General features: G+C 54.4%; 9 protein-coding genes. All 9 read left to right on the top strand.

What is annotated here, in order from left to right; translation table 11 throughout:
* The first annotated feature begins 60 nt into the window (after positions 1-60).
* The 9 genes from Q4G72_RS09665 to hisS all read left to right on the top strand — a co-directional run bounded on the left by Q4G72_RS09665 (position 61) and on the right by hisS (position 12128).
* The gene (locus tag Q4G72_RS09665; protein WP_303311211.1) at positions 61-1035 is read left to right on the top strand and encodes a vWA domain-containing protein; all 975 of its coding nucleotides are present in this window, start codon (positions 61-63) and stop codon (positions 1033-1035) included.
* Positions 1032-2024, top strand: a complete 993-nt coding sequence (locus Q4G72_RS09660; protein WP_303311210.1) for a tetratricopeptide repeat protein — start codon at positions 1032-1034, stop codon at positions 2022-2024. The genes Q4G72_RS09665 and Q4G72_RS09660 overlap by 4 nt, the downstream gene beginning before the upstream one ends.
* 154 nt (positions 2025-2178) lie before the next feature.
* Positions 2179-3360: an acetyl-CoA C-acyltransferase gene (locus tag Q4G72_RS09655; protein WP_303311209.1), complete on the top strand. Its 1182-nt coding sequence runs from the start codon at positions 2179-2181 to the stop codon at positions 3358-3360.
* 181 nt (positions 3361-3541) lie between these two features.
* Complete coding sequence (locus Q4G72_RS09650; protein ID WP_303311208.1) at positions 3542-4945, top strand: toxin-antitoxin system YwqK family antitoxin; 1404 nt, start codon at positions 3542-3544, stop codon at positions 4943-4945.
* Positions 4946-5486: 541 nt separating this feature from the next.
* A complete protein-coding gene (locus Q4G72_RS09645; protein WP_303311207.1) occupies positions 5487-7949 on the top strand; it encodes a TonB-dependent receptor in 2463 nt (820 codons plus the stop codon).
* 715 nt (positions 7950-8664) lie between these two features.
* Positions 8665-9102, top strand: a complete 438-nt coding sequence (locus Q4G72_RS09640) for a carboxypeptidase regulatory-like domain-containing protein (protein ID WP_303311206.1) — start codon at positions 8665-8667, stop codon at positions 9100-9102.
* A 164-nt stretch (positions 9103-9266) separates the two neighbouring features.
* Entirely contained in the window at positions 9267-9911 is a 645-nt protein-coding gene (locus Q4G72_RS09635) for a DUF2459 domain-containing protein (RefSeq protein WP_303311204.1), read from the top strand.
* Positions 9912-10172: 261 nt separating this feature from the next.
* Positions 10173-10529: a hypothetical protein gene (locus Q4G72_RS09630; RefSeq protein ID WP_303311203.1), complete on the top strand. Its 357-nt coding sequence runs from the start codon at positions 10173-10175 to the stop codon at positions 10527-10529.
* Between the two features lie 198 nt (positions 10530-10727).
* Positions 10728-12128 (top strand): histidine--tRNA ligase, encoded by a 1401-nt coding sequence (hisS, locus tag Q4G72_RS09625; RefSeq protein WP_303311202.1) that lies wholly within the window; start codon positions 10728-10730, stop codon positions 12126-12128.
* The last annotated feature ends 81 nt before the right edge of the window (positions 12129-12209 follow it).

Genomic DNA, 12209 nt, shown 5'->3' with positions numbered 1-12209 from the left:
CTGCGGCCACAATCAGGCTGTTATATTTGCCGCAATGGTGCAGCTTACCTCCTTATATATATGAATTGGGCTTATCCGTTGGGGTGGCCAGAGGTGGTGGTCATTGGTTTAGCAGTAGTACTCTACACTGGATTTGTGCTGCGTACCCGCCGGTTAGCCACACCTTTTGGGCAGCGCGGTTGGCGCCTGGCCTGGAAACTGCCGCTACGCTTTGCTTACTTTGGTTTGCTGCTGGTAGCACTACTGGGGCCAGCATACGGGCTTACCAAGCAGACGGTGCGCACGGCAGGCAAGGATGTGTGGCTGCTGGTGGACTTGTCCCGCTCCATGGATGCGCCCGATGTGGCCCCCTCTCGTTTGCAAAAGGCCCGTGCAGAGCTTGCTCGCCTGGTTAGCCGCTTTCAGGCCGACCGCATCGGGTTGATTGTGTTTGCCAATACGGCTTATGTGCAATGCCCCCTCACCTACGACCAAGAGGCGCTACAGCTCTTCCTCTCTACACTTCAGACCAATCTGGTACCGGGCGGCAGTACCGATTTAGCTCCGGCCCTGCAGCTCGCTCTGCGACGCTTCACAGCCAACCCACAGGTGCAAGGTATGCCGCCACGTGCCCTCACGCTAGTTTTAGTGAGCGACGGCGAGGATTTTGGCGAAAACCTTGAGCCGATCTTACGGGAACTGTCCCGTACTGGGGTGCGCCTTTTTACCGTGGGCGTGGGAACTGTGGAAGGCAGCCGTATACCCAAGGCTGGTGGTGGCTTTGTACGGGATGCCAAAGGCCGGGATGCCGTGACCCAACTGCAACCGGCCGTTCTCCGCCGGCTGGCTACTCTGGCCGATGGCCAATATTTTGAGCTGAGCGACCAACGCAATGAGTTTCCTCAATTGGTAAATGCCCTCAACCGCGTGGAAGGGAAGGCCCTGCAGGTACGTACGGTTTCCGTGGCTGATAACCGGTATCGGTACCCATTGCTGCTGGCTCTGGCTTTGATGATGTTGGATGTACTGGTAACTGTGAGAGTAATTCGCCCATGAGAGTCTCACTGATTTTTCTACTGGTGCTCCTGGGTGGCTGGCGCAGCCTTACCTGGGTACACGACCGCAACGAAGCGGTACACACTGGTATGCAGGCCTACGCACGTCGGGAGTTTGGTCGAGCAGCTCAGGCATTTCGGCAGGCACTGGCAGTAGAAAAAACATCACGCCCCCCTGAGGGCATCCTGCTAAACCTGGCTCACACCAGCACTCTGGCCGGGCAACTCCCTGCAGCCAGGGCTTACTATAGCAGGCTTTTGAACAGCCCCACCCCTACCGTGCGCAGTGTAGCCCATCAGCAGTTGGCTATAATACATGCGCAACGTGGGGAGTATGCCCAGGCAGTGCGCCTATTGCGGCTTGCTCTGGTGGCAAACCCCGCTAACGCGGCGGCCCGCTACAATTATGAGATGGTCAGCCGATTCCTGAAGCGCCAACCGGACCCCACAATTCCTCCTCCGGCCCCGGACAAATCGGAAGCGCCTAAACCCAAGCCTTCATCCGAAAAAAAATCAGATGAGCAACAGCCTAGCCAGCAACCAAAGCCTAAACCTGGCCAGGACCGGCCAGGAGAGGCCAATGATGCGGATCAACCCGAAAACCCCAATCAGCCGCCGCAGCCCCGACTCAATGCACAAGGCCAGCCAAATGCCCAGCAGCCAGGTAACCCAGCCGGAAACAGTGCTAAGGGCGGCATGAAACCGGGTGCTGGCCCGGAAAAGGAAATGGCTCAGGGGCAACAACCCGGCAATACACGCGGGCTAAGTAATGCTACCGAACCGGGTACTAATGCCGGCGCTGGCACAGAAAACGCTGCCGCAGACGCTACTCAACTACAGACCCAGCGGGCCCGGCTGCAGCAGATGCAGCTGAGCCCTGCCCAGGCGCGACAGATTCTGGATGCTTTGCGCGCTTCAGAGCAGCAGTATATTCAGCAGTTACCCCGCAAAGCGCCTCCCACAGAATCGTCGAGTAAGCCGGCCTGGTAGTGTCTGTGGCCTGTCAGTAGAGGATTAACCCCTGCGCCGGCATAGCCAAAACATAGGTGCGTTGGCTAAGCCGGCGCAGAAGCGTACTTTTATCCGCCGGAACGGCCCTAAGCTGGTTGCTCTGGCATTCCCTCACCCCCACCCAATCCTCAATATGCAAATCAAAGAAGTGGTAATCGTTGCGGCAGTGCGCACGCCTATTGGCTCTTTTGGCGGCAGCCTGGCTTCCCTTTCAGCTACTGATCTGGGCGCCATTGCCCTAAAAGGTGCGCTTGAAAAAGCTGGTGTCGATCCGAAGGAAGTGCAACAGGTCATTATGGGCAACGTTATTTCGGCCAACCTGGGTCAGGCTCCGGCCCGCCAGGCAGCTAAAAAAGCCGGTCTGCCCGATACGGTGGAGTGCACTACGGTGAACAAGGTATGTGCTTCCGGTACAAAGGCCATCATGTTCGCTTCTCAGGCCATTATGCTGGGTCAGGCGGATGTGATTCTGGCCGGTGGCATGGAAAGTATGTCGAATGTGCCTTACTACCTGGATAAAGCCCGTTTTGGCGCTAAGTATGGCCACGGCCAGATGATTGATGGCCTGGTGCGCGACGGTCTGTGGGACCCTTACCACGACTACGCCATGGGTAATGCGGCGGATAACACGGCCAAGGAAATGAACATCACCCGTGAAGAGCAGGATGCTTTTGCGCAGGAATCCTACACCCGCAGCGCCAACGCCGCCAAAGCCGGCAAAAAGAAGGATGAGATTATCCCGGTAACGGTGACTGTGCGCGGCAAGTCTACAGTAGTGGAAGACGACGAGGAATATACCAAAGCCGACTTCAGCAAGTTTGCCACGCTGAAGCCCGCCTTTACCAAAGAAGGCTCCGTAACGGCCGCCAACGCCTCTACCCTGAATGATGGCGCTGCCGCCGTGCTGCTAATGAGCCGCGAAAAAGCAGAGCAACTTGGTGTGAAGCCACTGGCCATCGTCCGGGGCTTTGCCGATGCAGAGCAGGCGCCAGAGTGGTTTACCACCACGCCTTCTCTGGCTATTCCTAAGGCGCTGAAAAATGCCGGCCTGGAAGCCAAGGACGTGGATTTCTACGAAATCAATGAGGCTTTTTCGGTGGTTTCCCTGGCTAACAACAAGCTGCTGAACCTAGAAGGCTCTAAGGTGAACGTGTACGGCGGCGCAGTATCACTGGGACACCCGCTGGGAGCTTCCGGGGCCCGTATTGTGACTACCCTGCTGAACGTGCTGCAGAATGAAGGCGGCAAAATAGGCGTAACCGGTATCTGCAACGGTGGTGGTGGTGCCAGCAGCATTGTTATAGAGAAGATTTAAGTCCTCAATTTAATTGCCTGAACTGATAACACGATGTTTCGTGTTTTAGCTTCCAATGTGGAAAGCCCTGCCGCAAATGCGGCAGGGCTTTTGTTTTCTTCTGTAATCTGACAGGAACTGCGGCCTGCTTAGGGCTCACTTTGCCTGAAAATACTTTTCTATTTCCTCCGTTCTTGCGGCTATGAAACTACTTGCCTTTGCATTCCTGCTACTGCTCTCCACTGCAGCCCAAGCTCAGAAGCTCCGACGCATTATTACCTATCAGGATTCTTCCCGACAGCGCATTCGGGAAGTATACTCCGCTACTGTAGGAGCCGATACGGTGATGGAAGGGCCATACAAGCGCTTTTACCGCTCTGGCAGGCTGGAAGCACAAACCCGCTTTACGGCCGGTAAGCGCGACAGTGCCTACGTGGAGTTTTTTGAAACTGGTAAACCCCGGTTGGAAGTCACGTACCAGCAGGGTCAGCGGCAGGGTCCTTTCAAAACCTATTATAAGACCGGGCAGCTGGCTCAGGCAGGCAGCTATGAAAACGACCAACCCTCCGGCACGCTCACCTATTATCATCCCAATGGAGAAATCAAGCTCAAAACCACGCTTTCCAAAGGTCAGCCCAGCGGTGTGGTGCAGGAGCTGTACCCTTCGGGGAAGCCTCGGTCTGAAATCAGCTATGTAAATGGGCAAGCCAGCGGGCCGGTGAAAACCTACCACCCTAACGGGCAGCTACAAAGCGAAGCTACTTACCGCGGTGGCCTGCTCACGGGCTCTTACAAAACCTATTATGACAACGGCCAGGTGGAAACCGAGGTGCTGACCGATAAAACGGGCCGGGGCTCCTACAAAAGTTTCTATCCCTCGGGCAAGCTGCGCACGGAGGGCACTTATGTGGCGGCCGCCCAGGCCAACAGGGCAGTGAAAAACCCGCTGGGCGACGACATGACTAAGAATACCGCCGCTCTTTCCACGCCTACTTCTAACCTGGATGGCCCAGCCAAAGCCTATTATGAAAGTGGCGCGGTGAAAAGCAAAATGAACTACCGCAACGGAGTACTCACGGGCATTACTCAAAACTTTTACCCTTCCGGCAAGCTGGAACAGGAAATTGACTACGCCAATCAGGCCCGGGACCGTAAGCTGACTATGTACCAGGGAGATGGCACTGTACGGGAAGAGCAACAATTCAAAAACGGGCAGCCCTCAGGTATTTGGCGCACTTTCTACCCTGGCACCAAGCAGGTAAAGACGCAAAGCAGCTATGCCAATGGCCGCCTGAGTGGGGAGCAGCTTTCATATCACCCTAATGGTGCTTTACAGAGCCGTGTCACTAACGAAAACGGCCATGCCACGGGCCTGAAGCAGGAATATTATGCCTCCGGAAAGCTCAAGGCTGAAGCTACTTATGTTAAAGGATTGCGCTTGGGAGCTTACAAGCAATTACGCGAGGATGGCACGCTGGAAGTAACCGGCTCTTTCCGCAATGATCGGGAAACCGGAACCTGGACGTACTACGGGCCAGATGGAAAAGCCGTGAAGGAAAAGAAAACCTTTCGGAACGGACAGCCCGTTGCGCCGGGCTCGAAGTAAGTCTTCACTCCCATTCTGTAGGTAAAAAGCGGGCCTTCCGATGAGGGCCCGCTTTTTTTATGGGGCAGGCAACCCCTTAGATGGTTGGCTCATCTAAGAGTGAACCTTGGGGCAAGCACCTTACGGCAAAACCAAGCATTAAGCTCCAAGCTTAACTCTTACAAGAAACAAAGGTGAGCCTTGCCAGTTGCCAATAAGAAGCTTAGCAGCCTTTACACAAATTCAAATTACTGCTTTTCAATTGATTAACTCAAGCAAAGAGTAAAATTGGAAAATATTCAATACAGTACCTTGCGTTACAAAGTACTGTATATTACATTTGTTTCATTACTTCGATTACTAGCCGAGGCCGATGAGTTTCCAAACGGGAAACCAGCCGCGGGCTAGCTCAGCAGCCACTGGCTGTGGCCGTAATTCCCTGCTGCGGCCCTCTTTTTATCCTTCTGAGTTTTAGAACCCTTTACGGGGCTCCAGCGGTACCGCGGCCGACTGGGACGGCTCCTTATTGCCTGTTTCTTTCTACTTCTCACTCCTCATTTGTATGAAAACACAACTTCTCCCTAGCCGGGCACTGCGGTGCCTGGGGCTGCTGCTTATGCTCCTTCCTATGGGGCTGCGTGCTCAGAATACGACTGGTTCCGTTTCGGGCAAGTTGTTAGATCAGGCTACCAAACAGGCACTACCATTTGTGAATGTGGTACTGCTTCGAGCCCAGGACTCTACCCTGGTAACCGGGGCTCAAACCTCAGAAGACGGAGCTTTTATGCTGGATAAGGTAGCCCTGGGCCGCTATATGCTGCGGGCTACAGTTATCGGGTATCAGCCTATTAAACGTACCCTGGTGCTGGCCGCCGAGGCACCTGTGGTGCAACTAGGTACGCTGGCGCTACACCCTACTGTTACCCAGCTAAAGGGCGTAACCGTGACCGGCCAGAAAGAGACCGTGCAGAACGACCTGGGCAAGCGGGTTATTAATGTAGAAAAAGACCTGAGCAGCGTGGGCGGCACCGCCGTAAATGTTTTGCAAAATGTGCCCTCAGTGGCCGTAGATGCTAATGGTACCGTGAGCTTGCGTGGCTCTTCTAACCTCACCATCCTGATTGACGGTAAACCTGCCGGTACCAGCAATGGCGGCACTGGCTCCAAGCTGGATCAGATACCGGCTTCACGCATTTCGCAGGTGGAAATCATCACCAATCCCTCAGCCAAATATGATGCCTCCGGGGCAGGCGTGATTAACATTATCACAAAGAAAGAGCGTAAAAATGGCCTTAATGGGCAAATAGGACTGGTAGTGGGTAACGGTGACAAGTACTCGCCTACTTTCAGCCTGAACCGGCGCCAGGGCGCCGCCAACTGGAACCTGAGCTACAATGGCCGCGACCAGCGCTATACTGACCAGTCGCGCGGAACCCAGAAGGCTTTGCTACCCACGGGCGAAACTGTGTATACTACCCAACAAGGCAAAGGCATTGAGCGGCGCATTAACCACTCGCTAAACCTGGGTCTGGAGTATGACTTGAATGAAGAGAACAACCTAAGCTTTAGCCTGTCGCCCTCTCTGGAAGGTGAGAAAAACCTGAACACTCAGACGCTGACTACTACCATTGATGAGCAGCAGAAACCTGACCAGCTTGGCCAGCAGGAAGTAGATGTAGATGTGTTTGTGTGGAACGCGGATGCTTCCTACCGCCGTACCTGGAAAGCACTCAAAGGTCGGGAGCTGACATCCAACGCCGGGTGGGTGAAGATAACGGCCGATGTACCCTTCACGCAGCGGTTGAGCAATGCCCCTTCGCAGCGTCAGGAATTTGCCGTAGATGCTACCATAGCATACGGTACCCTGGACTATGTGCTGCCCCTGGCAGATGGCAAAAGCAAGCTGGAAACCGGCCTCAAAGTGCAGACTACCTGGAACAATGGTACAGCAGACCAGCTGACAGCCCCCACCGACCGGCCCAACGACTTCCAGTTAAACCCGGAACGGGCCATTCAGTACGATTTTCGGGAAGTGCTGCCGGCGGCTTATCTTACCTTTCAGCGCCCACTGGGCACAGGATATAGCGTGCAGGGCGGCCTGCGGGCAGAGTACACTAATCTTTCAGGCAGCGTACAGGGCGGCCAGGGACAGGTGAAGCTGGATTATCTCAGCTTGTTCCCGTCGGCCACACTGAGCCGGGAATTAGGCAAGGAGCCCGGCCAGAACCGCCTGCAACTGAGCTATGCGCGCCGCATTGATCGGCCTAACTTCATGCAGCAATTGCCTTTCCAGCTTTACCAGGATGCCCGCAACTACCGCCTGGGCAACCCTGCACTGCGCGCCGAGTTCAGCCATAATATAGAGCTCGGCCATCAGCTGAACCTGAATGGGGGCACCTCCATTACCGCTACGTTATTTGGGCGCTTCACCCAGGACGTGGTGCAACGGATACGCACTATAGATACCGCTGCTACCCGCCTGAATCAGGCCGGAGTTGTTACTGCTGAAACCTACCGCAACGTAGGCCACACCACTAACCTGGGGGCTGAAATGACCTGGAACCAGCCGCTGGCTAAATGGTGGCGTGTGGGCCTTACCGGCTCCCTCTACCGCTGCCAGATTGCCAGCAATGCAGCCGCTGACAAGCAGCGCAGCGCCATAGCGGGCACCCTGCGCTTAAACAACAGCTTTACTCCCCGCCCTACCCTGGATGTGCAGCTCACGGGCTCCTTACGGTCTGCCACTCTCACGGCCCAGGGCCGGCAGCTGGCTTCCGGAGGCCTGGACCTTGCTGTGCGCCAGCGCCTGTTTCAGGACCGCGCTGCTCTAACCTTGCGCGTATCCGATTTATTTAACACGCAGGTTAGTCGGTCTGAAATAACTACGGAAACCCTACAAACCACTACACGCTACAAAAACGAAACCCGCGTGGGCTGGCTGGGCTTTACCTGGTACATAGGCGCTACCAAGCCGCCTAAAAAGATTGAGAGCCAGCCTCAAGGTGGTGGTGGCTTCGGCGGCTAACCATTCCAGCTTTAAATTGCTCCTAATGCCCCGGCTGACTTTATAGCAGCCAGGGCATTTTGCTTGTAGGTGGTTTTTCAAGTCTTTGAGCCCCATATTATGGAGTTAACCTGCTTCATCATAATTAAGATGCGGTTGAAGGGCGTAGGACAAGACTCGCTTTTTGTACAACTCCTTCTCAATAAAGGGCCGGGAATAAACGTTTCAACTATTCCTACTTCCCCGGGTACCGCTGGGTGCAAACCCCGGAAACGGACAGAAGAATTTGAAGAAATATTTTTCTGTTTTCAGGCAACCCTCCCCCTGGGTCGTTCATCTAGTAGTAAAGAAAGCCAAACAGCTTTAGCAGACTAAAACCCTGTTCCCTCTTTCCTTTCGCAGCTTTTTCTTTTTCGTTCCACCCCTTTATTCCCACAGGAACGGTTACAAAACACAATCAGAAAAAAAATATCAAAGGTACCTTGCAACACATAGTACTAAATAGTATCTTTGATCTGTACTTCAAGCCCACCCCTGCTTCTGACCTCGGTTAGGGCATCATCTGGGCACCGGCCTTCGGGCTGGTTTAAGTTCGGTCCGTAACCAGGTGCTCTCACCCCATACTGGCCAGCAAGTTTTACAATCACAGGGCTGCGGAGCCCGCCCCAGCGGAACCGCGGCTGCTTCGGCACTCTTCAGCCCTACTCCGCACTTCCAATCTTTTCCTTTCTGAGCTATGAAAACTTCCTTTTTGAACCGCATTTCTTTGGGTGTCATCCTCGCGCTTACTGGCCTTCAGGTATCAGCCCTCACTTTTTACAATGGCAAGGTAACGGGCGTTATCCGAGACGCTGAAACCAACGAGCCTATTCCAAGTGCCACAGTAGCAATTCTGCGTGCTGAAGACAATGCCCTCATCCGCACGGTTAGCACTAATGCCGATGGCTCTTTTGCCGTAGACAAAGTGCCTTTTGGCAAGTATCGGGTAACTACTACGGTACTGGGTTTCCGCCAGCACAAGCCTGCCTTCGTGGTGAATGGCCTCACTACCCGCATTGCCATGGGCAACGTAGCCCTGCAACCCGTTTATGCCAGCCAGTTCCGGAAAGATGCTAATGTGAAAGCCGAGGCAGTAGCCGTAAAGGCTCCCGCCACCACCCGTCAGGGTTCGTAAGCTTCTCTTTCCGGCCCCTGCCTCTTTATAGGCAACTCTGCCGCCCGCCCTGGTGTTTCCTTCGCGAAGCCCCACGGCGGGCGGCCGGCGTTTGCTGGTTCCCACTCAGGCCTTATCCGCGCCGGAATAGTGGTTAGCGGTTAAAAGAATACTAGGTTTAACGCATGACCGCAGCCCTGGCTTTTCTGCTTTTCCTGCTTACGGGTACTGTGGTTCCACGTAACCGGCATTTCAGCCAGACACCCGATGGAATACCCCTGTATGTGGTATCCAACGGCTTTCATACAGAAGTAATGGTACCCCTGCGGGAACCCCGCACCCAGCGCGACTGGCTCCTGACTTTGCAGGACACGGCACTAAGCAGGCGTTTCAGCCACTACCAGTATATCAGCTTTGGGTGGGGTAATGAGGGCTTTTACCGCGCTTCGTATGGTGGCCGGTTTCCTGGCCCTAATATTATACTGCGGGCGCTCCTGCCAGCTCCGGCATTGGTGCATGTATCTTTTTACCCTAGTGCACCACCGGCTGCCCGGCGCGTTGTAGGGCTTCATTTGTCAGAAGAGCAATACCGCCGGCTGTGTTCCCAACTGTTGACAGCATTTCAGTTAGCAGGTCCCACACAGCCCATACGCAGCACTGCTCCCGGCTATACTACCCACGATATTTTCTTTCAGGGCACGGGCCGGTACCATGCTTTTCGCACCTGTAACGACTGGACTAACCGTTCCCTTGCCACGGCGGGAGTACGGACTGCCTGGAAAGCACCCTTTGCCTTTTCAGTATTGTTTCAGGTCCGGCGGGCCCGGTAATCCGTTCCTGAAGAACGGCCAAAAAGCACCAAGTGACTAAATATATTAGTTGGTTTTAACATTCATAAAATATAACTATGCCAACAGAAATTCTATTTACCCAGTATTCCAGGCAATAAATAATAACTTGCCATAAATCAATGTAAACATTTGATTTTCAATTGTTTTTAAATAAATATATTTTAAATCATATGTCTATATGTCATCTATATATTTCAAAATTAACTGTCACTTTTCTTATGCCTTCTGCGTTAGAGGGGTATGCTAGATGTACAGCGCGAATTACTTCCTGATAGTTATTTACTGATTGTGGCTCCGGAAACCACAGAAGCGCCCGAGCATAAGCTGGCGCGGGGCTTGCACCGGGCCAGCCGTAGTGGCCGCCGCCTCATTTGGGTAGATTGCAGCTTACTGAAAGAAATTCCGACCGAAGCTATTGACCTCCTGCTGGCCTATGACTACCACTTGCGCCACCAAGGACGTGAGCTGGTACTTTGCCACCTGCCGGAATCAGCCCTCTCCTACTTTAGCGGTATGGCAGCAAATGAGCGGCCTGCATTAGCCGCCAACCTGCTAGATGCCCACGGAATATATTTTACTGGTTCAGTTCTCAGCTAAGCCGGCCATTCAGCAGCAGGTCGAAGCTTTGCCCAGGCGGTTATTCGCCCGGGCTTTTTTATGCCCTTCTACCAAAGCGTGTCTATCTGCAGGGGTAGTGCATTCTGCGGCCTACGAGCAATACCGGGTCATAACCTACTAATTGCGGCATTTAGCGAGTACCTTCGCGGGCAAATTTCCGCACCCTGAGTTGAGACAATGAGCGTTCAGAAACCCAGCATTCCCAAAGGCACCCGTGATTTTGGCCCGGCTGTAGTAGCCCGCCGCAACTATATTTTCGGCGTTATCCGGCGCGTGTTCGAGAAATTCGGCTACGCCCCGCTGGAAACACCTACCATGGAAAACCTGTCGGTGCTGACGGGAAAGTACGGCGACGAAGGCGACCAGCTGCTATTCAAAATTCTAAACTCCGGCGACTTTGCTAAAGATGTAACGCCGGAGGATCTGGCGAGCGGCTCGAAGAAAATTCTGCCCAAAGTGGCCGAAAAAGGACTCCGCTACGACCTCACGGTTCCCTTCGCCCGCTACGTGGTGATGAACCGCGGCACGCTGACATTCCCCTTCAAGCGCTACCAGATTCAGCCCGTGTGGCGCGCCGACCGCCCCCAGCGGGGCCGCTACCGCGAGTTTTACCAGTGTGATGCTGATGTGGTAGGTACCGATTCCTTGCTCTGCGAGGCGGAAATTGTGCTGATGATGAGCGAGGTGCTGAACACCTTAGGCCTCACCGAGCACACTATTAAAATAAACCACCGCCGGGTACTGGGCGCCTTTTACCAGGCTCTGGGCAGCGAAGGCACCGAAACTGACCTTTTTGTAGCCATCGACAAGCTGGACAAGATTGGGCAGGAAGGGGTAACCACTGAGTTGCTGGAGCGTGGTTTTTCTGCCGGCGCTATTAACACGCTGTTTCAGCTACTGACGGTGGAAGGCGGTTTTGCAGAGAAGCTGGAACGCCTGCAGGTCGCCTTTACCCAGGCTGGCGTGCCCACTGAGGCCGATGACCAGTACAAGGGGTTGCAGGAGCTGCGTCAGGTACAGGAACTGCTGCAAGGGTTTGGCTTTACGCAGTTCCAGCATCTGGAATTCGACCCCACGCTGGCCCGTGGCCTCAGCTATTATACGGGCTGCATCTTCGAAATCAAGATCAACAACGTGAACATGGGCAGCGTGAGTGGCGGCGGCCGCTACGATAACCTAACGGGCTCTTTCGGCCTGCCGGGAGTATCGGGCGTGGGCTTCTCCTTTGGCGTGGACCGACTTTATGACTGCCTGGACGAGCTGAATTTGTTTCCCGAAGGCGCGGCGGCCATCACCCGCTGTCTGGTAGCCAATTTTGATGCAGACTCTATGACTCAGATGCTGCCGGTACTGCGCCAGTTGCGGGAGGCCAACGTCCCCAGCGAGCTGTACCCAGAAAGCACCAAGCTAGCCAAGCAGTTTAAGTATGCTGATGCCAAAGGCATTCCCTACGTGCTACTGCAGGGCTCAGAGGAGCGGGCAGCCAATCAGTTCAAGCTGAAAGACCTGCGCACCGGCCAGGAGCAGCAGTTGTCTCTGGCAGAGCTTATTCCATTGCTGACGTCCCAAAATCAGTAATACCCTACTTCTTTCACCTAATTTCATCCGGCTGACTTCCCACCCTGGCCAACCGGTTATTCTGCGCCTTCCTTTCCCGCC

It is taken from the genome of Hymenobacter sp. BT730, assembly GCF_030542105.1.
Taxonomy (GTDB): domain Bacteria; phylum Bacteroidota; class Bacteroidia; order Cytophagales; family Hymenobacteraceae; genus Hymenobacter.
Note: the sequence above shows the minus strand (reverse complement) of the source record. Positions and strands in the feature narration are given on the sequence as shown.

Bases quoted from the DNA above. Each gene is read 5' to 3' on its own strand.
- Q4G72_RS09665 (WP_303311211.1), top strand. From the start codon at position 61: ATGAATTGGGCTTATCCGTTGGGGTGGCCAGAGGTGGTGGTCATTGGT.
- Q4G72_RS09640 (WP_303311206.1), top strand. From the start codon at position 8,665: ATGAAAACTTCCTTTTTGAACCGCATTTCTTTGGGTGTCATCCTCGCG.
- Q4G72_RS09645 (WP_303311207.1), top strand. From the start codon at position 5,487: ATGAAAACACAACTTCTCCCTAGCCGGGCACTGCGGTGCCTGGGGCTG.
- Q4G72_RS09660 (WP_303311210.1), top strand. From the start codon at position 1,032: ATGAGAGTCTCACTGATTTTTCTACTGGTGCTCCTGGGTGGCTGGCGC.
- hisS (WP_303311202.1), top strand. From the start codon at position 10,728: ATGAGCGTTCAGAAACCCAGCATTCCCAAAGGCACCCGTGATTTTGGC.
- Q4G72_RS09635 (WP_303311204.1), top strand. From the start codon at position 9,267: ATGACCGCAGCCCTGGCTTTTCTGCTTTTCCTGCTTACGGGTACTGTG.
- Q4G72_RS09630 (WP_303311203.1), top strand. From the start codon at position 10,173: ATGCTAGATGTACAGCGCGAATTACTTCCTGATAGTTATTTACTGATT.
- Q4G72_RS09655 (WP_303311209.1), top strand. From the start codon at position 2,179: ATGCAAATCAAAGAAGTGGTAATCGTTGCGGCAGTGCGCACGCCTATT.
- Q4G72_RS09650 (WP_303311208.1), top strand. From the start codon at position 3,542: ATGAAACTACTTGCCTTTGCATTCCTGCTACTGCTCTCCACTGCAGCC.